The 21,931-nt window shown below is 63.3% G+C and carries 21 protein-coding genes; 20 read left to right on the top strand and 1 reads right to left on the bottom strand.

The genetic code is table 11. The features are described 5' to 3' along the window. The first annotated feature begins 115 nt into the window (after positions 1-115). From AB1A62_RS14055 to AB1A62_RS13970, 18 genes are all read left to right on the top strand, one after another. Positions 116-1,117, top strand: a complete 1,002-nt coding sequence (locus tag AB1A62_RS14055; protein WP_366662082.1) for a sterol desaturase family protein — start codon at positions 116-118, stop codon at positions 1,115-1,117. A 69-nt stretch (positions 1,118-1,186) separates the two neighbouring features. Then, positions 1,187-2,011 carry a 3-methyl-2-oxobutanoate hydroxymethyltransferase gene (locus tag AB1A62_RS14050; protein ID WP_366662081.1) on the top strand — a complete coding sequence of 275 codons (825 nt, stop codon included), beginning with the start codon at positions 1,187-1,189 and terminating at the stop codon, positions 2,009-2,011. A 321-nt stretch (positions 2,012-2,332) separates the two neighbouring features. After that, a complete protein-coding gene (locus AB1A62_RS14045) occupies positions 2,333-5,389 on the top strand; it encodes a valine--tRNA ligase (protein WP_366662080.1) in 3,057 nt (1,018 codons plus the stop codon). Between the two features lie 184 nt (positions 5,390-5,573). Further along, a complete protein-coding gene (locus tag AB1A62_RS14040; RefSeq protein WP_366662079.1) occupies positions 5,574-5,882 on the top strand; it encodes a DUF1330 domain-containing protein in 309 nt (102 codons plus the stop codon). Positions 5,883-5,924: 42 nt separating this feature from the next. Further along, positions 5,925-6,386: a TerB family tellurite resistance protein gene (locus AB1A62_RS14035; RefSeq protein ID WP_366662109.1), complete on the top strand. Its 462-nt coding sequence runs from the start codon at positions 5,925-5,927 to the stop codon at positions 6,384-6,386. Continuing rightward, complete coding sequence (locus AB1A62_RS14030; protein WP_366662078.1) at positions 6,386-6,826, top strand: TerB family tellurite resistance protein; 441 nt, start codon at positions 6,386-6,388, stop codon at positions 6,824-6,826. Before AB1A62_RS14035 ends, AB1A62_RS14030 begins: the two co-directional genes overlap by 1 nt. Then, positions 6,823-7,596, top strand: coding sequence for a PhnD/SsuA/transferrin family substrate-binding protein (locus AB1A62_RS14025; protein ID WP_366662077.1), 774 nt, complete (start codon positions 6,823-6,825; stop codon positions 7,594-7,596). The genes AB1A62_RS14030 and AB1A62_RS14025 overlap by 4 nt, the downstream gene beginning before the upstream one ends. A gap of 135 nt (positions 7,597-7,731) precedes the next feature. Beyond that, positions 7,732-8,511, top strand: a complete 780-nt coding sequence (locus AB1A62_RS14020; protein WP_174146657.1) for an ATP-binding cassette domain-containing protein — start codon at positions 7,732-7,734, stop codon at positions 8,509-8,511. A 38-nt stretch (positions 8,512-8,549) separates the two neighbouring features. Next, a complete protein-coding gene (locus AB1A62_RS14015) occupies positions 8,550-9,257 on the top strand; it encodes a transporter substrate-binding domain-containing protein (RefSeq protein ID WP_366662076.1) in 708 nt (235 codons plus the stop codon). A 111-nt stretch (positions 9,258-9,368) separates the two neighbouring features. After that, complete coding sequence (locus tag AB1A62_RS14010) at positions 9,369-10,253, top strand: ABC transporter permease subunit (protein WP_366662075.1); 885 nt, start codon at positions 9,369-9,371, stop codon at positions 10,251-10,253. Next, positions 10,250-11,056, top strand: a complete 807-nt coding sequence (locus tag AB1A62_RS14005) for an ABC transporter permease subunit (protein WP_366662074.1) — start codon at positions 10,250-10,252, stop codon at positions 11,054-11,056. The genes AB1A62_RS14010 and AB1A62_RS14005 overlap by 4 nt, the downstream gene beginning before the upstream one ends. 194 nt (positions 11,057-11,250) lie before the next feature. Further along, entirely contained in the window at positions 11,251-12,570 is a 1,320-nt protein-coding gene (locus tag AB1A62_RS14000; protein ID WP_366662073.1) for a glutamine synthetase family protein, read from the top strand. A gap of 85 nt (positions 12,571-12,655) precedes the next feature. Further along, positions 12,656-13,336 carry a type 1 glutamine amidotransferase gene (locus AB1A62_RS13995; protein WP_366662072.1) on the top strand — a complete coding sequence of 227 codons (681 nt, stop codon included), beginning with the start codon at positions 12,656-12,658 and terminating at the stop codon, positions 13,334-13,336. Beyond that, the gene (locus tag AB1A62_RS13990) at positions 13,336-14,694 is read left to right on the top strand and encodes a glutamine synthetase family protein (protein ID WP_366662071.1); all 1,359 of its coding nucleotides are present in this window, start codon (positions 13,336-13,338) and stop codon (positions 14,692-14,694) included. The genes AB1A62_RS13995 and AB1A62_RS13990 overlap by 1 nt, the downstream gene beginning before the upstream one ends. A gap of 106 nt (positions 14,695-14,800) precedes the next feature. After that, positions 14,801-16,111 carry an FAD-binding oxidoreductase gene (locus AB1A62_RS13985; protein WP_366662070.1) on the top strand — a complete coding sequence of 437 codons (1,311 nt, stop codon included), beginning with the start codon at positions 14,801-14,803 and terminating at the stop codon, positions 16,109-16,111. A 148-nt stretch (positions 16,112-16,259) separates the two neighbouring features. Continuing rightward, entirely contained in the window at positions 16,260-17,465 is a 1,206-nt protein-coding gene (locus AB1A62_RS13980) for an aminotransferase class I/II-fold pyridoxal phosphate-dependent enzyme (protein ID WP_366662069.1), read from the top strand. 93 nt (positions 17,466-17,558) lie between these two features. Next, on the top strand, positions 17,559-18,080 hold the full coding sequence (locus AB1A62_RS13975; protein ID WP_366662068.1) for a hypothetical protein: 522 nt from the start codon (positions 17,559-17,561) through the stop codon (positions 18,078-18,080). Between the two features lie 65 nt (positions 18,081-18,145). Further along, positions 18,146-18,328 carry a hypothetical protein gene (locus AB1A62_RS13970; protein WP_366662067.1) on the top strand — a complete coding sequence of 61 codons (183 nt, stop codon included), beginning with the start codon at positions 18,146-18,148 and terminating at the stop codon, positions 18,326-18,328. A 95-nt stretch (positions 18,329-18,423) separates the two neighbouring features. Here AB1A62_RS13970 and phaR read toward each other — a convergent pair whose 3' ends face one another. Then, on the bottom strand, positions 18,424-18,981 hold the full coding sequence (gene phaR / locus AB1A62_RS13965) for a polyhydroxyalkanoate synthesis repressor PhaR (protein WP_366662066.1): 558 nt from the start codon (positions 18,979-18,981) through the stop codon (positions 18,424-18,426). Between the two features lie 195 nt (positions 18,982-19,176). Between phaR and AB1A62_RS13960 the strand changes: the two genes are divergently transcribed. Further along, positions 19,177-20,046 carry an NAD-dependent epimerase/dehydratase family protein gene (locus AB1A62_RS13960; RefSeq protein WP_366662065.1) on the top strand — a complete coding sequence of 290 codons (870 nt, stop codon included), beginning with the start codon at positions 19,177-19,179 and terminating at the stop codon, positions 20,044-20,046. 114 nt (positions 20,047-20,160) lie between these two features. Beyond that, positions 20,161-21,909: an adenylate/guanylate cyclase domain-containing protein gene (locus AB1A62_RS13955; RefSeq protein ID WP_366662064.1), complete on the top strand. Its 1,749-nt coding sequence runs from the start codon at positions 20,161-20,163 to the stop codon at positions 21,907-21,909. Positions 21,910-21,931 lie beyond the last annotated feature (22 nt).

Below are 21,931 nucleotides of genomic sequence, written 5' to 3'. Positions count from 1 at the left end.
TAGCCTAACCGGCAAGACATACCGTGCTGGGAATTCCAGCCCCTCACCTAGGGTTCTCTGCAGCGAACACCCGCTGCTTCGGCGGCAAATTCACCAGCCATATGAGACACGAGACATGACAAGTCCCGCCAACGCCCCGCGCCCCAAGCGGAAGATTTGGAACTTCACCCCCCAGCTTCCAATCCAGACCTCCCCCTATTGGGATTGGCCGATGAAACCGCTGGCTTCGATCAGATACCTGCTGCAAAGCTGGAACCCGCTCGCACTCAGGGCGCTGCTGCTGGTTTTTGCGATCATCACCTGGACCTTCTTCACCCCCTCGCTGGACCGCATCGCCACCTTCAGCTGGGACTGGGTGTTCGAGATCTGGTTCCGCAACTTCTGCATCCTGATGGTGGTGGCCGGCGGGCTGCATCTGGCGCTGTGGAAGTTCCGGACGCAAGCGGATGAGTACCGCTATGACATGCGCCCGATGATGAAGGGCGCCAAGGTCTTCACCTTCAAGAACCAGGTCTGGGACAACATGTTCTGGACCCTTGGCCCCGCACTCACCTTCTGGACCTTCTGGGAGAGCTTCATCCTTTATGCCTATGCCAACGGCTGGGTGACGATGATCACGCTGGAGAGCAATCCGGTCTGGTTCACGGTCATGACCGTCTTCATCCCGATCTGGGCGGGCTTCCACTTCTACTGGCTGCACCGGCTGCTGCATGTGGGCGTGCTCTATACCAAGGTGCACGCGTGGCATCACCGCAACATCAACACCGGCCCCTGGTCCGGCCTGGCGATGCACCCGGTGGAGAGCTTCTTCCTGATGTTCGACACGATGATTTTCTTCCTGCTGCCCTCGCACCCGGTGCACGCGGTTTTCCTGCTGTTCCACCACGGGATCGGCGCCCCGACCTCGCACGCGGGCTTTGAGCATCTGAAGTTCGGCGACAAGGCCAAGTTCCTGGTCGGGGATTTCTTCCACCAGCTGCACCACCGGTTCTTCGACTGCAACTACGGCACCTGGGAGACCCCCTGGGACGAGTGGTTCAACACCTTCCACGATGGCACCGACGAAGGCAACGAGATGGTCAAGGAGCGCCGCCGCAAAATCTGGGCAGCCGAGTAACCAGAAATCAAAATAAACCGCCGGGCCCGCAGCGGCCCGGCTTTCCCATTTGAACGACAGGGGAAACCCATGAAGAACATCTACACCTTCGGCCGCCGCCCGGCGCAACGCAACTACACGGTCAAGGATCTGATCGACCTGAAGAAAACCGGCGAGCGCCTGACCATGTGCAACCCGGCCAACGAGGCCGAGATTCAAGCCTGCGTTGACGCGGGCATCGACCTGCTGACGCTGTGGGACGTGCATCTGGAGATGGCGCGCGAAATCGCCCCCACCCATTTCGCAGGCACCGCGATGAACTGGGGCCAGTTCGCCACCAATGACGAGATCATGCGCCATGCCATCACCTGCATGGAGAACGGCGCCGACATGTATTTCACCAACCGCTCCTATGACGTTGTGGAAATGCTGGCCAGGGAAGGCATCCCGGTGCAGGTGCACATGGGGTTGGTGCCCTCGCTCAGCCACTGGTGCGGCGGCCTGCGCGCATTCGGGCGCACCGCGGACGAAGCGATGCAGATCCACGATACCTTCAAACGCTACGAGAATGCCGGCGCCTTTGCCTGCGAGATTGAATGCGTGGCCGAGGACACCCTGCGGCTTTTGAACGGCCGCACATCCATCGTGACCATATCCCTGGGCTCCGGCAATGCAGGCGATGTGATCTTCCTGTTCATGGCCGATATCTGCGGCGAAGCGGAAAGCCCGCCGCGCCACGCCCATGCCTTCGGCGACCTCGGGCGCCTGCACAAGCAGATGTACCAGGAACGGGTCGAGGCGCTGCAAAAGTTCCAGTCGGAAGTGCGCGCCAGGAACTTCCCCTACAAGGCGCAGGCGATCTCCATGCATGAGGGCGAACTGGAAAAACTGCACGAGGCACTGGACAAGCTTTAACGGCCGCTGCGCGAACAGCGCCGGGCAAACCTTTGCCCAGCAGGAAAAATCGTGCGCCCGGCCCGTACCGCGGAATGCGCGTCAGCAGGGGCCGGGCGTCTTTGTCTGCGCGCCGCAGCGGGACGCCTGAAAGCCTGATGCGTCCCGCGGTGCCGCGCGGCGCATGGTGACGGTAAAACGCATCCGCCCGCCTCAGGTTCCCGGAAAATTTCGCTTTGGCACGCAGCCTGCCTGCAGCTGCACGGCTGGGACTTTCCCTTTGCCGCCCCTTTCGGTAAGGGATAGCGCGACCCGAAATAACACGCACGCAGGATCGAGCGCATGGCGATGGAAAAGACATTCAACGCGGCCGAAGCCGAGAGCCGCCTTTACAAGGCCTGGGAAGAAGCAGGCTGTTTCAAGGCAGGCGCAAATGCCAAGCCGGAGGCCTCCACCTACTGCATCATGATCCCGCCGCCGAACGTCACCGGCGTGCTGCACATGGGCCATGCCTTCAACAACACCCTGCAAGACATCCTGATCCGCTGGAAGCGGATGCAGGGCTACGACACCCTGTGGCAGCCGGGCACCGACCACGCGGGCATCGCTACCCAGATGGTGGTGGAGCGCGAGCTGGCCAAATCCCAGCAGCCGTCGCGCCGCGAGCTGGGCCGCGAGAAATTCCTGGAGAAAGTCTGGGAGTGGAAGGAGAAATCCGGCGGCACCATCGTCGAGCAGCTGAAACGCCTTGGCGCCTCCTGCGATTTCTCCCGCACCGCCTTCACCATGGCGGGCGCCCATGGCGACACCCGTGTGGGCCACGAGAACTCCCCCAATTTTCACGACGCCGTGATCAAGGTGTTTGTGGAGATGTACAACAAGGGCCTGATCTACCGCGGCAAGCGGCTGGTCAACTGGGACCCGCATTTCGAGACCGCGATCTCCGACCTGGAGGTGGAGAACATCGAGGTTGCAGGCCACATGTGGCACTTCAAGTACCCGCTCGCGAACGGTGCCACCTACACCTATGTGGAGAAGGACGAAGACGGCAACGTGATCCTCGAGGAGGAGCGCGACTATATCTCCATCGCCACCACAAGGCCCGAGACCATGCTGGGCGACGGCGCGGTGGCTGTGCACCCCTCGGATGAACGCTATGCCCCCATCGTGGGCAAGCTGTGTGAAATCCCGGTCGGCCCCAAGGAGCACCGCCGCCTGATCCCGATCATCACCGATGAATACCCGGACAAGGATTTCGGCTCCGGCGCCGTGAAGATCACCGGCGCGCATGACTTCAACGACTACCAGGTTGCCAAGCGCGGCGGCATTCCGATGTACCGCCTGATGGACACCAAGGGCCAGATGCGGGCCGACGGCGCGCCTTATGACGAGGCCGCAGGCATTGCCATGGCGGTGGCCAAGGGCGAGAAGACCCTGAGTGAGAACGAGGCCGATGCCGTCAACCTGGTGCCGGACGACCTGCGCGGTCTGGACCGGTTCGAGGCGCGTAAACTGGTGGTCGAGCAGATCACCAGCGAAGGCCTGGCGGTGATGCACAGCGTCACTAGGACCGACCCGGAGAGCGGCGAAGACGTCCAGGTGCTGGAGCCCTACGTCGAGAACAAGCCGATCATGCAGCCCTTTGGCGACCGCTCCAAGGTTGTGATCGAGCCGATGCTGACCGACCAGTGGTTCGTGGACGCGGAAAAGGTTGTCGGCCCGGCGCTGGATGCAGTGCGCAACGGTGATGTGAAGATCCTGCCGGAATCCGGTGAGAAGACCTATTACCACTGGCTGGAGAACATCGAGCCCTGGTGCATCTCGCGCCAGCTGTGGTGGGGCCATCAGATCCCGGTTTGGTATGGACCTGGAAACATAAACAAAAATGACGACGGCACGCTCATGTTGTCGTATCAACCAGATGATCTGGTCATCTTTTGCGCTTCGTCTTCTGAAGAAGCCATCGCAAAGGCATCCGATTACTACGGTTTCCCAGTTACCGAGGTCGCAGACTGGAAGGAGGCTGATGGTGTCCTGGGTGGTGACTTCGCAACAGGTATCTGGCGCGATCCCGACGTGCTGGACACCTGGTTCTCTTCCGGCCTCTGGCCGATCGGCACCCTGGGCTGGCCGGACGCCACTCCGGAAATGCAGAAATACTTCCCGACCTCGACCCTGGTCACCGGTCAGGACATCCTGTTCTTCTGGGTTGCCCGGATGATGATGATGCAGCTGGCGGTGCTGGACGAAAACCTGCCGGTCAAGGAGCGTATCCCCTTCGACACCGTCTACCTGCATGGCCTGGTGCGCGACGCCAAAGGCAAGAAGATGTCGAAATCCACCGGCAACGTCGTCGACCCGCTGGAGATCATCGAAGAATTCGGCGCCGACGCGCTGCGCTTTTCCTCCGCCGCGATGGCGGCGCTTGGCGGCGTGCTGAAGCTGGATATGGAGCGGCTCAAGGGCTACCGGAACTTTGGCACCAAGCTGTGGAATGCGGTGAACTTTGCCCATTTCAACAACGTCTATGACGAAACCGTCCCCGCCTACGCCTGCCCGGATGCCAAGGCGGCGGTGAACCAGTGGATCATCGGTGAAACCGCCAAGGTGCGGGTCGAGGTGGACGCGGCGCTTGAGGCCTACCGCTTCAACGATGCGGCCAATGCGCTGTATGCCTTTGTCTGGGGCAAGGTCTGCGACTGGTACATCGAGCTGTCGAAGCCCCTGTTCAACTCCGATGATGAGGCGGTGATCGCAGAGACCCGCCAGACCCTGGGCTGGGTGCTGGACCAGTGCATGATCCTGCTGCATCCGATCATGCCCTTCATCACCGAGGAGCTGTGGGGCAACACCGCCAAGCGCGAGAAGATGCTGGTGCATGCCGATTGGCCGACCTACGGCACCGAGCTGGTCAATGCGGATGCCGACGCCGAGATGAACTGGGTGATCACCGCGATTGAGAACATCCGCTCCACCCGCGCGCAGATGCATGTGCCGGCCGGCGCCAAGATCCCGATGGTGGTGACCGAGTTCTCGGATCAGGCCCGCACGGCCTGGGAGAAGAACGAGGCGATGATCCAGAAGCTCGCCCGCATCACCTCGCTGGAGCAGGTGGAGAGCTTCCCCAAGGGCTGCGCTTCGGTCGCCGCCCCCGGTGCGTCCTTCGGCCTGCCGCTGGCGGATGTGATCGACGTGGACGCCGAAAAGGCACGGCTGGAGAAGACCCTGGGCAAGCTGGCCAAGGAACTGGGGGGCCTGCGCGGGCGGCTGAACAACCCGAAATTCGCGGCCTCCGCGCCGGAAGAGGTTGTGGCGGAAGCCCGCGAGAACCTCGCCGCGCGCGAGGAGGAAGAAGCCATGGTCAAGGAAGCGCTGGCGCGCCTGGCCGAGATCGCCTGACCCTGCCTGCAAGCAGCCTTGAAACGCCCGCCCCTCCGGCGGGCGTTTTGCTTTCTGCCGCAGCGCTTTGAAACCATTACATTTTCCGGCAATACGGGGAATTTCCTGGTAACCGCCCCATTGTCTTTGCCGCGCTTTTGTATCAGCCTGCCCTCAACCATAAGAACAAGGGAGGCTGCAGCCCATGCCCGATGGAAACAAGCCCAAAGGATACTGGGTCGCCCACGTGGATGTGCGCGACATGGAACGCTATCAGGCCTATATCGAAGCCGCGCGCCCGGTGCTGGCGGAATACGATGCAAAGTTCCTGATCCGCGGCGGCGAGCGGGAAGTCCGCGAAGGCGCCTTCCGGTCCCGCACCGTGGTCCTTGAATTCAAGGATTTCGAAACCGCAAAAGCCTGCTATGATTCCGTGGCTTATCAAAACGCCAAGGCCTTTCGCGATCTGGTCTCGACGGGTGATATGCACATCATCGAAGGATACGGCGGCTGACCCCGCCTGCCCTGCTGCTCTGCCTGAGGTCTGCTGATGCCCTTGCTCAAGAAATTCTTCCAAGCTTTCCGCCCCTCCGAACCGCCTGCACTGCCGGACCCGGATGCCGAGCTGGCGCTGGGGGCGTTGCTGGTGCGGGTGGCGAAATCCGACCGCGAATACCAGCTGGAGGAAATCAGCCTGATCGATCGGATCCTGGCGCGCCTCTACCAGCACAATGCGATCGAAGCCGCCAAGGTCCGCGCCACATGCGAGAAACTGCATGCCGCCGCGCCGGAGACCGACACCTTCGGCCGCCTGATCCGCGAGACCACCGGTCTTGAGGAACGGCTGGCGGCGCTGGATGCGCTGTGGGAGGTGGTGCTGGCCGATGGTAACGAGCACGAGGGCGAAGTCACCATCATCGAGGATGCGCGCAAGGCCATGGGCCTGTCCTATGCCGACAGCGAAAAAGCCCGCGCCCGCGCGATGAAGAAATTCAGCCCCACGGCGGAGGACAGCTGATGTTCAAGGAACTGCTGAACCGGCTGCTCGTGCCGGCACCGGCGCAGCTGGATAACGAAGGCGCCCGGCTGGCGCTGACGGCCCTGCTGGTGCGGATTGCCCGCTCCGACCACAACTATTCCGAAGTGGAGAAGGACCGCATCGACCGCATCCTGACCACCCGCTACGGGCTGGACACCGGCGGCGCGCTGATCCTGCGCGAACAGGCAGAGGCGATGGAGGCCGAGGCCCCCGACACCGTGCGCTTTACCCGCGCGATCAAGGACGCGGTGGCCTATGAGGACCGCACCGGTGTGATCGAGGCGCTGTGGCAGGTGGCGCTGGCCGATGGCCGCCGGGACGCCAACGAGGACGCTTTGCTGCGGCTGTCCTCCAGCCTGCTTGGGGTTTCGGACGTGGACAGCGCCATGGCGCGCAAACGGGCAGAGGCTGCGAAATGATTGCACATCTAGGCATGTACGACCGCCCGGAAACCGAGGCGGCCAATGACACGTTCTGGGCAGGGATCCGAAAAAACCTGAGCGGCGGGCCGGATCAGCTGACCCGCGGCGCCGATTTCTGGGAAGTGTGGAAATCCCCGGACCTCTTGCTGTCGCAAACCTGCGGTTGCCCCTACCGCACCCGGCTGTATGGCGAAGTGGAGCTGGTGGGCACCCCCGATTACGGCCTGCCCGGCTGCGAGCCCGGCTACTACAACAGCGTATTTGTCGCCCGCAAGGAGGACACGGGCCAGCCGCTCTCTGCCTTTACCGGCCGCCGCTTTGCCTACAACGAAGCGCTGTCGCAGTCGGGCTGGGCCGCGCCGATGGTGCATCTGCATGAACGCTCCATCCTGCCTGGCGCACTGGTGGAAAGCGGCGGTCACCGGCTGTCTGCCGAGGCCGTCGCAGAGGGCCGCGCCGACTTTGCCTCCCTCGACGCGCTGACCTGGGAAATGATCAAGCAGTATGATGGTTTCGCGACCGGATTGTGCGAAATCGAGCGCACCGTGCCGACCCCCACCCTGCCCTACATCACCGCCCTCGGCAGGGATGCGGATGAGCTTTTCACAGCCATTGAGGCGGCCATCCGCAGCCTGGATGAGGACACCAGAGCCCGCCTGCACCTGAAGGGACTGGTACGGTTCACCCCCAGTGATTATCTGGCGGTGCCGACCCCGCCCGGCCCGGTGCTGACCGAACAACGCATCCGCGCAACGGAGCTGACGTAACGCCCCCTTCCGATTTGGGCCTCTTACCCCGCCATTTTGACGCCTGAGGTGCCAGCTTGTGCGGTTTGAACGTTGCATTCGTTCTTTTTTTCGGTCCAATAAGAACGAATTTCCACTCACAGGGACAAAGACACCTTGACCGATACTACGCCCGTTCTGCAAATCCGCGGCCTGCATAAATCCTATGGCGAGCTGGAAGTGATCAAAGGCGTCGACATCACCGCCAAGAAGGGCGATGTGGTGTCGCTGATCGGATCTTCGGGATCGGGCAAGTCCACGCTGCTGCGCTGCTGCAACCTTCTGGAGGACAGCCAGCAGGGGGAAATCCTGTTCAAGGGCGAGCCCATCACCTGGACCGGACAGGGGCTGGCGCGCCGCCCTGCCGACGCCAAGCAGGTGCTGCGCATCCGCACCAATCTGTCGATGGTGTTCCAGCAGTTCAACCTGTGGGCCCATATGACCATTCTGCAGAATGTGATGGAGGCGCCGGTCACCGTGCTGGGCCGCGACAAGGCTGAGGTCGAGGAGAAGGCCCGCTATTACCTGACCAAGGTCGGCATCGGCGACAAATGCGATGTCTACCCGGCGCAGCTGTCCGGCGGCCAGCAGCAGCGCGCGGCGATCGCCCGCGGCCTGTGCATGGAGCCCGAGGCGCTGCTGTTCGACGAGCCCACCTCCGCGCTGGACCCCGAGTTGGAGCAGGAAGTGGTCAAGGTGATCAAGGATCTGGCCGCCGAAGGCCGCACCATGCTGATCGTGACGCACGACATGAAAATGGCGGCCGATGTGTCCAGCCATGTGGTCTTCCTGCACCAGGGTCTGATCGAGGAAGAGGGCACACCGGACGAAGTCTTTGGCGGCACCCGCTCCGAACGGCTGCGGGCGTTCTTGTCATCGACCCGCCACGAGCAATAATAATGAAATCAATAACCAACCAAAATGGGAGTAACTTGATGAAATCACTGATCCTTGGCACCGCCGCCCTGGCGCTGACCGCGGGCATGGGCCTGGCGGACACCGTGCGCCTGGGCACCGAGGGCGCCTATGCGCCGTGGAACTTCGTCAACGACGCCGGCGAGATCGACGGCTTCGAGCGCGAGTTGGGCGATGAGCTGTGCAAGCGCGCCGAACTGACCTGCGAGTGGGTCAAGAACGACTGGGATTCGATCATTCCGAACCTGGTTTCCGGCAACTACGACACCATCATCGCCGGCATGTCGATCACCGACGAGCGTGACGAAGTCATCGACTTCACCCAGCCCTACACGCCGCCGGATCCGTCGGCCTATGTGGCGCAGTCCGCTGACGTCGACCTGGAAGGCGGCGTGATCGCAGCCCAGGCCACCACCATCCAGGCGGCCTTCATCGCTGAGCAGGGCTGGACCCTGGTCGAATTCGCCACCCCGGAAGAAACCGTCGCGGCCGTGCGCAACGGCGAAGCCGACGCGGTTCTGGCCGACAAGAGCTTCCTCGACACTGTGATCGGCGACGGCCTGGTGATGCTGGAAAAATCCGAATCCCTGGGCGGCGGCGTTGGCATGGGCTTCCGGGAATCGGACGCTGAGCTGCGCGGTAAGTTCGATGCGGCGATCCAGTCGATGAAAGACGACGGCTCGCTGAACGAACTGATCGCCAAGTGGGAAGTGTCCTCCCAGTGGTAATCTGATCCTGTTTCAGGATCTTGCAGGCCCGCCGCTGCGGCGCGCGGGCCTCATTCATTCTCTTCCGGTGCGAATTGCGCCGGGCACGACCGGAGAAAGACAGGCTCAAACATGTTTTCCTACTGCACGGACCCATCAACGCTTGAGGGGCTGAGCTGGCTCAGCTGCTACCTGACCACCGGCAAGCATGTGAACCTCTACATCTCGGTCTTCGTGGTTCTGACCCTGCTGGCCATCACCGCCCCTGTTGCGCTCTTGTTCGGCTTCGGCGCCGCCAGCGCCGCGCGGTCCAAATTCCTGCCGCTGCGCTGGTTCGGCAAGGGCTACACCAGCATCGTGCGCGGCGTGCCGGACATTGCCTTCTTCCTGTTTTTCGTCATCGCGCTGGACCAGGCGTTTGAGTGGATGCGCCACAAGGTGAAATGCCCGGACTGGGACCAGCCGATCCGCCAGGGCATTGACTTCGTGGTCTGCGACGCGGCCAAGCTGCCGCTTTCCACTGCGCCGCAATGGGTGCATGAAACTTACGGGTTCTTCCTGGCGGTGCTGACCTTCTCCATCGTCTTTGGCGCCTTTGCTGCCAATGTCCTTTACGGCGCCATGCGCGCGGTGCCGCGCGCCCAGATCGAAACCGCTGAGGCATACGGCATGACCCACCGCCAGGCGTTCTGGCGCATCCTGGTTCCGCAGATGTGGGTCTATGCGCTGCCGGGCCTGTCGAACCTGTGGATGGTGCTGATCAAATCCACGCCGCTGCTGTTCCTGCTGGGGGTTGAGGACATTGTCTATTGGGCGCGCGAGCTCGGCGGCACCAAGACCGCACGCTTCACCGATTACCCGCACCCGAACTGGCACGTCTGGTACTTTGCCGCGCTTCTGGTGTTCTACCTCTGCTTCACCAAAGTCTCCGAGGTTGTGCTGGACCGGGTCATGACCCGTCTGACCAGGGGCCAGGCCACCGCAGCGGGTGAAGCACAACGAAAGGCAGCGGCATGAGTTGCGTTGAAACCATCCAGGCCTATGCCTTCCGCTCCCTCGGCTTTGGCGAGCGGCTGCTGCCGCGCGGCGAATATACCCTGTGCGAGCATTTCACCCTGATCGGCTCCGGCCTGCTCTGGAATGTCTACTTCGGCGCGCTGGCGCTGATGACCGGCTTCTTTCTGGCGGTCGCCCTGGCAGTCGGAAAGTCAAGCCCGAACCCTATGTTCCGCAAGCCCGCGGAGTGGTTCATCTTCGTGTTCCGCGGCAGCCCGCTGTTCATCCAGTTCTTCTTCGCCTACGCCTGCTTCCTGAGCCTTAAGGGCGTGTCCGGCTTCTTCGATCCCTTCACCTCCGCCTGGCTGGGGGCGCTGATCGTGCTGTTCTGCAATACCGCGGCCTACTCGGGCGAGATCTTCTACGGCGCGCTGCTGTCGATCCCCAAGGGCGACATTGAGGCCGCCGATGCCTATGGCATGACCGGCTGGAACCGGTTCCGCCGCATCACCTTCCCGACCATGCTGCGGCTGGCCTGGCCCGCCTACACCAACGAGGCGATCTTCCTGTTCCACGCCACCACGCTGGTGTTCTTCTCCGGTTTCCCGGCCTGGCGCCAGCAGGGCGACGCCCTGTATTACGCCAGCTATTTCGCGGACAAGACCTTCAACCCGTTTGTTCCCTACCCGATCCTGGCCTTCTACTTCATCCTGCTGACGCTGGTGATCATTTCCCTGTTCGGCTTTGTGAACCGGCGGCTGAACAGGCACCTGCCGCAGGAACGGCGCAAGAAATTCCGCTGGCGCCCCAACCTGATCCGCTAAAGGCAGAATGGCTCCTTCGGGAGCCATTTTCTTTGAGGGGGCGGACTGCCAGCAAGTGTGCCGCGCCGTGATGCCCCCTGAGTTTACCTCGGAAAACCTCCCTCGCAGCCTTCACTTCAAACTTTTGATCAAATTATCTTGGCGAATGGATTTCCTTAGGCTAGGGTTGGCGCAACGAATTCATGGAGCCCCCTATGGACCTGCCCGGACTGAAGACAATCCGCATTGCCGCCTGTGACATGAACGGCCAGATGCGCGGCAAGCGGCTGCCCGCGAGCCAGGCCGGGAAGCTGGACAGCGGCGGCGCGCGGATGCCGGTGTCTGCCCTCAACGTTGATCTGTGGGGCCGCGACGTCGAAGACAGCCCGCTGGTCTTTGAAACCGGCGATGCCGACGGCGTGATGCTGCCCACCGAACGCGGCCCGGTGCCGATGCCCTGGCTCAAGACCGCCTCGGCGCTGGTGCCGATGGCGATGTACTGGGAAGACGGGTCCCCGTTCCTGGGCGATCCGCGCCATGTGCTGGCCGACGTGCTGTCGCGCTACACCGCGCGCGGCTGGACCGTTGTCGCCGCGACCGAGATGGAGTTCAGCCTGCTGGATGACAGCGGCGCCCGCCCGGCCCCGCCGATCGACCCGCTCACGGGGCGCGAACTGGATCAGCAATCGGTGCTGTCGATTGCCGAACTGGACGCCTTTGACGAGTTCTTCTCCGATCTGTACGACGGCGCCGAGGCGATGGGCATTCCCGCCCAGGACGCCATTTCCGAAGCCGGCCTTGGCCAGTTCGAAATCAACCTCCACCACCAGGAGGCGATGCGCGCCGCGGATGATGCCTGGCTGTTCAAGGCCTTGGTAAAAGGGCTTGCGCGCAAACACGGATTTGCCGCGACCTTCATGGCCAAACCCTATGCCGAAGAGGCCGGGAACGGCATGCATGTGCATTTCTCGGTCGAGGATCAGGACGGCAACAACGTCTTCAATGACGGCAGCGAACAGGGCTCCGACCTGCTGCTGCACGCGGTGGCAGGCTGTCTGGCGGCGATGCCTGCCAGCTCGCTGATCTTTGCCCCGCATGGCAATTCCTATGACCGGCTGGTGCCGGGCGCCCATGCCCCGGTCAGTGCGGCCTGGGCGTATGAAAACCGTACTGCCGCCATCCGCATTCCCGGCGGCAGCCCCAAGGCGCGCCGGATCGAGCACCGGGTCGCAGGCGGCGACATCAACCCCTATCTGATGCTGGCCACGGTGCTGGGTGCGGCCTTGGCCGGGATCGAGGACAAGATGCAGCCGCCCGCCCCCTCTGACGGCAACATCTACGAGATCGAGGGCCTGCCGCAACTGGCCTCCGACTGGGAGACCGCGATCAACTGGTTCGACACCGACCCGCTGATCGCCCGCATTCTGCCCGATCTGGCCATCCGGAACCTGGTGATGACCAAGCGGCAGGAGCTGAAAGGCTTTGCGGAGCGCCCCCCGGAGAGCCATTGGCTGTCCTGGCTGGAAGCGGTATAAAACCGCTTTGCCCGAGGCGCCAGGCAAGGCTCTTGCCCGCTCAGGCGTCCTCGGCTAGGCTTAATTTGATCAAATTTGGTGACTCATGAAAATCGGCATCCTGCAAACCGGCCATTCCCCCGAAGACCTGTTCGGCCCGTTCGGCGACTACGACGCCATGTTCCGCGACATGCTGGACGGCCACGGGTTCGAGTTTCAGACCTGGGCGGTGGTGGACGGCATCCTGCCCGGCGGGCCCCAGGAAGCCGACGCCTGGCTGATCACCGGCTCCAAGCACGGCGCCTATGAGGACCACGCCTGGATCCCGCCGCTGGAGGAGCTGATCCGCGCCATCCATGCGCGCAAGCAGCCGCTGGCCGGGATCTGCTTCGGCCACCAGATCATCGCGCAGGCGCTCGGCGGCAAGGTCGAGAAGTTCGAGGGCGGCTGGGCAGTGGGTCCCGTCACCTATCAGGTGGGCGGCAAGGACCTGACGCTGAACGCCTGGCACCAGGACCAGGTTGTTAAGCTGCCCGAAGACGCACGGGTGCTGGGCGGCAATGACTTCTGCCAGAACGGCGTCCTCGCCTATGGCGACCACATCATCTCCTGGCAGCCCCACCCGGAATTCCCCAATGCCTTCGTTGGCGGCCTGATTGAAAAACGCGGCCGCGGCGTGGTGCCCGACGACCTGCTGGACCGTGCAGCCGAACAGCTGGATGCCCCCGTGGACAACCAAGAAATCGCAACCTTCCTCGCAGAGTTTTACAGGAAAGAGAGGACCTAATGTCAGCCTGGCTCGACACCCTTCCCGAAGCAGCACAAGCCTATCTGGAGGGGCGTCGTCTCGACGAAGTCGAATGCGTTATCTCGGACCTTCCCGGTATCGCCCGTGGCAAGGCGGTACCGGCATCCAAATTCGCAAAGACCGACTATTTTCACCTGCCCGACAGCATCTTCTACCAGACCATCACCGGGGACTGGGCTGATGCGGCGGACGAGGACGGCTGGATCGAAAAGGACATGACCCTGAGGCCGGACATGTCGACGGCAACCGCTGCGCCCTGGACGGGCGACTGGACCCTGCAGGTGATCCACGATGCCTATGACCGGCACGATCAGCCGATCCCCTACAGCCCGCGCAACGTGCTGAAGCGCGTGGTGCAGCTGTACCGCGACAGAGGCTGGAAGCCGGTTGTGGCGCCGGAAATGGAATTCTTTCTGGTCGCCCGCAATATCGACCCGGCCAAGGAAATCGAGCCGATGATGGGCCGCTCCGGCCGCCCGGCCGCAGCCCGCCAGGCCTATTCGATGACCGCGGTGGACGAATTCGGCCCGGTGATCGACGACATCTACGATTTTGCAGAGCATCAGGGCTTTGAGATCGACGGCATCACCCAGGAGGGCGGCGCCGGCCAGCTGGAGATCAACCTGCGCCACGGCGACCCGGTCAAGCTGGCGGATGAGGTGTTCTACTTCAAACGGCTGATCCGCGAGGCGGCGCTGCGCCACGACTGCTTTGCCACCTTCATGGCCAAGCCGATCGAGGATGAGCCGGGTTCGGCCATGCACATCCACCATTCGATCCTGGATGTTGAGACCGGCCAGAATATCTTCTCCGGCCCGCAGGGCGGCGAGACGGACGCGTTCTACAACTTCATCGCCGGTTTGCAGAACCACCTGCCCGCGGGCATTGCAGTGATGGCGCCCTATGTGAACTCCTACCGCCGCTACGTGAAGGACCACGCCGCGCCGATCAACCTGGAATGGGCGCGCGACAACCGCACCACCGGCATCCGCATTCCGCTGTCGGGGCCTGAGGCCCGGCGGGTGGAAAACCGCATCGCCGGCATGGATTGCAATCCCTACCTAGGCATCGCCTTGTCGCTGGCCTGCGGCTATCTCGGCCTGATCAACGAGGAGCGCCCGCGCAAGCAGTTCAAGGGCGACGCCTATGAGGGCGAAGGCGATATCCCGCAAGTGATGGGTCAGGCGCTGGACCTGTTCGACGAGGCCAAGGAACTGCACGAGGTGCTGGGCCCGGACTTCGCGCGCGTCTACTCGATCGTGAAGCGCGCAGAGTATGAGGAGTTCCTGCAGGTTATCTCCCCCTGGGAGCGCGAACACCTGCTGATGAACGTCTAAAGCCTCTGGCGCTGCGCCCCGGTGCAGCGCCAGTGCAATTGAGTATTTGGGCAAAGAAGAACAGCGGGACTCTGAGCGAGCCTCCCGCCAACAGGTGAGGTGCGGGATGGCGATGAACCTGCTCTATTCCAATGACCGCAAGGGCGAGTATCCAAACAGCTGGTATGCGGCGACCGCCGCGCCGCTGGAGCGGTTTCCGGCGCTGAAAGGCGATGTAAAGGTGGACGTCTGCATCGTTGGCGGCGGCTACACGGGCCTGTCTGCCGCCCTGCATCTGGCGGAGGCCGGCCTGTCCGTCGTTCTGCTGGAAGCGCAGCGGGTGGGCTTTGGCGCCTCTGGCCGCAACGGCGGCCAGCTGGGCAGCGGCCAGCGGATGGAGCAGGACGGGCTTGAGAAACTGGTCGGCCAGGATGATGCCCGCAAGCTTTGGGACCTCGCCGAAGGCGCCAAGGACCTGGTGAAGGACCTTGTTGCCCGCCACGAGATCGACTGCCACCTGAAGCCCGGCATCGCCCACGCCTGTTTCTCCAAGGGCGAAACAGCGCATGAGCACGCCTATGCGGAACATCTGCAAAACCGTTACGGTTATAGCCAGATCGAACCACTGAACGAGGAGCAAATGCAAGCCCTCTGCCCGTCGCCGGCCTATATGGGGGGCTCCTTGGACATGGGCGCGGGGCATCTTCACCCGCTCGCCTATGTGCTGGGCCTAGCCCGCGCGGCTGCGGCTGCCGGAACCGTCATCCACGAGGGCAGCGAGGTTCTGGATATCCAGGAAGGCAGCCAGCTGCGCATCCGTACTGCAGGCGGCACCGTCACCGCGGATCACCTGATCCTTGCCTGCAACGGCTACCTCGGCGGGCTCAACGGCAAGGTCGCTGCGCGGGTGATGCCGATCAACAACTTCGTTGTGGCCACCGAACCGCTGGGAGAGGACGCTGCCCGGGTGCTGACCCGCGACGTCGCTGTTGCGGATACCAAATTCGTGGTCAACTACTTCCGCCTCAGCCACGACAAGCGGCTGCTGTTCGGCGGCGGCGAAAGCTATGGCTACCGGTTCCCGGCAGACATCTCCGCCACCGTGCGCAAGCCGATGACGGAGATCTTCCCGCACTTGAAAGACGTGAAGATCGACTACGCCTGGGGCGGCACCCTAGGCATCACCATGAAGCGGATGCCGTACCTGGCGCGGCTGGCGCCCAATGTGCTGACCGCCTCCGGCTACTCCGGCCACGGCGTCGGCACCGCCACCCATGCGGGCCAGCTGATGGCGCAGGCCATTCAGGGGCAGGCCGAAGGGTTTGATACTATGGCCCGCGTCCCCGCCCCGCGCTTCCCCGGCGGGCCGCGGATGCGTTCGCCGCTTCTGGTGCTGGCCATGACCTGGTTTGCCATGCGCGACCGGCTGGGGGTCTGACACCCCCGCCAGGCCGGCTGATTTACGCGCAACTCCGCAACAGTTCTGTGAAATTTCGCCGGGCGCGGCAAATTCCGCCGCGTCCGGGCTTGGCATCCCGGAAACTTAGTTTTAAATTTCCCAAAGAAACTATTCAGGATTTTGAAATATGGCCCTGCCGCCCAACGTTCATGACGCTGAACCCATCCCCGCAGCCGCCCGCGATGCCATCGACGCCCTGATGCAATCGGGCGACCTGTTCCGCTATACCGCGCCGGAAGATGCGCCAGTGACGCTGCTGGAACAGGAATACGCGGCGCTTCTGGGCAGCAAATACGCGCTGGCGGTCTCCTCCTGCTCGGCGGCGCTGTTCCTGTCGCTGAAGGCGCTTGGCCTGCCCCGCGACGCGCGGGTTCTGATCCCGGCCTTCACCTTTGCCGCAGTGCCTTCTTCGGTGGTGCATGCGGACTGCGTGCCGGTGCTGTGCGAAGTGGGCGAGAATTACCGCATCGACTTGGGCGATTTCGAAGCCAAGCTGGACAGCGTGCAGGCTGTGATCATCAGCCATATGCGCGGCCATACCTCCGACATGGACGCGATCATGGCGCTGTGCGACGCCCGCGGCATCCCGGTGGTCGAAGACGCGGCCCATTCGCTGGGCACCACGTGGCACGGCCGGAACATCGGCACCATCGGCAAGGTGGGCTGCTTCTCCTTCCAGTCCTACAAGATGGTCAACGCCGGTGAGGGCGGCATCCTGATCACCGACGACGCCGACCTGATCGCCCGCGCCGTGATCATGTCCGGCGCTTATGAGCACAACTGGAAAAAGCACAGGGGCCCGCACGGGGAAAACACCCCGGACCTGGAGCAGGCCTTTGCCAAGTGGCAGAACCAGCTGCCGCTGTATAACTTGCGGATGAGCAACCTGTCCGCCGCCGTGATCCGCCCGCAGCTGCCGGAGCTGGCGCGCCGGGTGCGCGACGGGCTCGCCAACCACGACTATGTGGCCGAACGGCTGAACGCCTCGCCCTACTTTGACGTTCCGGCACCGCTGGCCCCGGAACACCGGGCGCCGGATTCGATCCAGTTCAACCTGGTGGATCTCAGCGAGGCGCAGACCCGTGCTTTTGCCGCCGCGGCTGAGGCCAAGGGCGTCAAGGTGCAGGTCTTCGGCCTCTCCACCGACAACGCCCGCGCCTTCTGGAACTGGCAGTTCCTGCGCGATCAGCCCGACCTGCCGCAGACCCGCGCGATGCTGATGAAAGCCTGCGACGTGCGCCTGCCGGTGCGCCTGACCCGGGCTGAGCTGGATGTGATTGCGGACATCCTGCTGGCCGCGGCCGAGGAAACCATGGGCAGGGCTGCTGCCTGAGAACACCTGGCGCTTCAGCGCGTTACTGCCCCGGCCCTGCGCCGGGGCTTTTCGTGATTGCAATCCTGGCTTGTGCCGTCCACGGTGCCGCCCATGAAAGGCCCACTGAAATTCAAGCGGCGCCCGGCAACCGCGCTGGTTGCCATGGCAAACTCCCTGAGCATGGGGGATGCCGTCCCCGGGGACGAACTGAGCCAGATCATTGGCGCAGTGGTGACGAACCGGGCGGAACGGGCCGCGCTGCTGGCCGCCATCCGCGCCTCCAACGACCCGGACTGCGGCCTGGCCGTGGCCGATCTGCTGACCGCCTTTGCCACCGAGGCGGCAGAGGCTGAGGCCCAGGCCCGCGACGCGGATCAGGTCATTGGCCAATGGGCGCAGCGGCTGGCGGCCGGCGCGCTGCTGGCAAGCTTTGGCGCGGCCATTGCCGGCACGGTGACCGGCGGTCTCGCCTTCGGTCTCACCCTGCTGTCATTTTCAGGTTTTGTCTTTGCCACTGCCTCGCGGATCGGCGGCCGGGCGAAAATGCGCCGCCGGGCGCAGGAGCGTGAAAGCGCCGATTCCCTGGCCCGCCACGTCCTGGAAGCCGGCAAACTCAGCGCAGACGGGAAGTGATATGGAATTTTCAGCTTTCCTCCCCTATATTGGCAGTGCAACCGGAGCAACGCATGTTTGAAGCCATGGGACTTGAGACTGTCATCGTCAGCACGATCGTCGGCGCCTGCGCCCTGTCTTTTGGCGCCAGCGCCTATCTGTTCATGCGCGCGCGCCCCGCAGCGGAGGCGAAGGATCTGGACAAGATCGTCAAGAACGCCCCCTACCACCGGCTGCACAACGTGCTGAAGGTCGAGGCCGGATCCTGATCTTTACCCGCATCTGACTGCGCATCAAAAAAGCCCCCGCCGAACCGGACAGGGGGCTTATCTGGGGCTTTGCTGTCAGCGCCGGGCGCTGGGCCTTATTTCATCTTGGACAATTTTTCCTGCAGCGCCGCCAGCTGTTTCTTGATGTCGTCCAGGTCCTCGCCGCCGTTCTCGGATTTCTCGTCCTCCTGCGCGCCGCCGGTCCAGCCTGCCGTGCCAAAGCCGCCGGTCATCGCCTTCAGGAAAGCCTCCTGCTGCGCCTTCATCGCCTCGAACCCCGGCATCTTGGACATCGGGTTCATCGCGTTCATGTTTTCCATCATCTTCGACTGGCTCTCGCGCAGCATGTCGAAGGAGGTCTGCAGGAACTGCGGCATCACCCCGCCGCCCGGCACCATATAGCTGCGCACCAGGTCGTTCAGCACATTCACCGGCAGCACATTCTCGCCGCGGCTCTCGTGCTCAGCAATGATCTGCAGCAGGTACTGGCGGGTCAGGTCGTCACCGGTCTTCAGGTCGACAATCTGCACCTCGCGGCCTTCCCGGATGAACCCCGCGATATCCTCCAGCGTGACATAATCGCTGGTCTCGGTGTTATAGAGCCGCCGGCTCGCATACCGTTTGATCAGCAAGGGTTTGTCCTGATCTGCCATGTGTTCCCTCCCCGGTCATGACGCATTGCAGCGAAGCCTATGCCAGTGCAGAACAAAAGGGAAGCCTTGGCGTGTTTTCCGCAACAATTGTTCTGTACAGACCTGCTGCATCTGCATCGAAAGCGCTTGACCTGAACCTGGCTTGAGCTTTTATCAGTACCCCCGCACCAGAATTTGAAGCGGGAGCACACAGCTATGAACATCCTGATCCTGGGCGGAACCGGCTCCATCGGCACCGCAGTCACCCAAGAACTGATCCGCCACGGCCACGGCGTCACCGGCGTCAGCCGGTCGCAGGCTTCGGACCGCAAGCTGGAAGCGATGGGCGCCCGCCCCCTGCGCGGCGATCTGCGCTGCCCCGGCGCCTGGGTCCGCGAAGCGGCCCGCGCGGACGGGCTGATCCAGCTCGCCGCAACCTTCGATGATGACATGGCCGAGGCCGATACCACGGCCATTGCCGCGATCCTGCAGCAAGCCGCCCTGCGCCCGGAACCGCTGCGGATGATCTACACCGGCGGCTGCTGGCTATATGGCGCGACCGGCAGCCGCATCGCGGATGAGGCCAGCCCGATGCGGCCGATCAAACCCTTTGCCTGGATGGAGCGGAACGCCCGCACGGTTCTGTCCTCGCCCGCCGTCTCAGCCGCGGTGATCCACCCGGCGATGGTCTACCACGCCGGGGGCGGCGCGTTTTCAAGCTACCTCGACGCCGCCCGCAACGGCCAGCCGTTCGAGATCTGGGGCAGCATCTCTACCCGCTGGCCGCTGATCCAGCGCGATGACCTGGCCCGCGCCTACCGTCTACTGCTGGAAGACCCGGACCTCACCGGCCATTTCAACGTCAGCTCCGAAGACGGCGTGCCGGTGGCGGAAATCACCGGCGAAATCGCCCGCCGCCACGGTCACGACGGCGGCTATGTGGTGCGCAGCCTGAAGCACGTGCTGATCAAATACGGAGCCTGGGCCGAAGGGCCTGCACTGGACCAGCAGATGGGCTCCTCGAAACTGCGGCGCCTGACCGGCTGGCAGCCGCAATATGCCAGCTTCCGCGATGCGCAGTTCTGAAGGAAAGTCATAAACTGCTGAAAAAACGTGCGCTTTCCCACACCATAAAACCACCAAAAAATCCTCAATATGATATAATAAGGGTCAGGTCTTTGAGTCTGTGGTGCAGGGAAAATGGCTGACCAAGGGGACAGACAAAGACAAGCTGCCATATTGATCGCTGACGTGGCCGGGTTCTCAGCGCTGGTCGAAACCGGAGAGACCGAGGCCGTTGCCGCGGTCCGCAATCTGGCTGACCAGATCATTGCACCCGCGGCGCAGCTGTATTCGGGCGAGCTTGTAAAAACACTCGGGGACGGCTTTCTGCTGGAGTTCCCAACCTCTCTGCAAGCTGTGAAAGCTGCTTTGCTGATTTCAAAGAAAACCGCTGCCAGCAGCGCCAGCCGGGCCGGGCCGCACCTGAGCCTGCGGATGGGCATCCACTCAGGCAACGTCATCGCGTCCGGCGGCGATCTGTTCGGCAATTGTGTCAATATTGCCGCCCGCCTCGAGAGTCTTGCCGGGCCTGGCGAAATCTGCGTCTCCGGCAAGGTGCAGGCGCAGGTGCGCGGCCGCATCAATGCCTCCTTTGACGACCTTGGGCTGCAGGTCATCCGCAACATATCCGACCCGGTACGGATCTTCCGGATCTGCGAAAACACCATGCCGCGGCTGGAACCGGAAGGGCCGGCCTACGAGATCTCCGTCGCGGTCCTGCCCTTCCTGAACAAATCTCCCGGGTCGGCAGCAGCTGACAGTCTGGCAGACGCACTTACCGAGGATGTCACCATCGGTCTCTCCCGCTTCCGCGATTTGCGCGTGATTTCCCGCACCACCGCGCTCCGCTTTGCCGCCAGCGCATCGGAAACATCTCTCGCGGCGGTGGAACTGGGGGTCAGGTATCTTGTCGAGGGCACGGTGCGGCAGCTGGCCGGCAAGACGCGGGTCACCGTGTCCCTGGCCGATGGCGTCAAGGGGACGTCAATGCTCAGCGAACAATACGACCGTGCCGAGGCCGCCAGCTTCAGCCAGGAGGACGCACTGGCCGCACAGATCACGCAAACTCTGGCCGGGCAGCTTCAGGCCACCGCCAAACGCAACTCCGCCAAGTTGAGCGCCCGCGGCGAACCTTTGACTTCGCGGGAGCTTGTGCTGCAAGCCAAGGCCCTGCTGCTGGACACGCGGGAGGCACTGCTTGAGTGCCGGGCGCTCTATCAGCAGGCCTGTGACAGCGACCCTGGAAACGCTTCCGCCTGCTGCGGCCTGGCACTGACCTATTTGGTGGAATGGATGAGCGGCTGGGGCCTGTCCCCGGAAGCAACCCTGGACAAGGCGTTTCCACTGCTGCGCCGCGCAGCGCGCATCGACCCCTTGGACAGCGTCGCCCAGCGGCGCCTGGCTGTGATGCATCTGTTCAAGGGGGAGTTCGCCCTGGCAGAGGATCATTTCCAGCGCGCTCTGGCATTGAATCCCAACGATACCGACGCCATCGCTTTCCGCGGCCTGTCCTATGTCTACCAGGGTGAACATCAGAAGGCGCTGGCCGAACTGGACCAGGCCACATCCCGCAACCCGTTCCACCCGACATATTTTCACTGGTTCAAGGGCCTGGCGCTTTACATGTGCCGGGAATACCAGCCCGGCGCCGAAGAAGTGAACAAGGCCGTCGGGCTGTTTCCCGGTTTCCCGGCCCCGCGCCGCCATCTGGCCGCCTGCTACGGGCAGCTGGGCGATGAAGAGGCCGCCGCGCAGGAGGCGGGGCGCATACTGGAACTGGAGCCCGGGTTTTCCGTGTCCCGGATCAGCGAGACCCTGCCCTTTGCCCGCACCGAGGATCTGGAGCATTACTGCGACGGTTTGCGCCGCGCCGGGCTGCCGGACTGACCCCCGAAATGCAAAAGGACAG

Origin of the sequence: Leisingera sp. JC11, assembly GCF_040704725.1 — a bacterium.
GTDB lineage: Bacteria > Pseudomonadota > Alphaproteobacteria > Rhodobacterales > Rhodobacteraceae > Leisingera.
The sequence above is the reverse complement of the archived record's forward strand: the minus strand, read 5'-3'. Positions and strand labels throughout refer to the sequence as shown.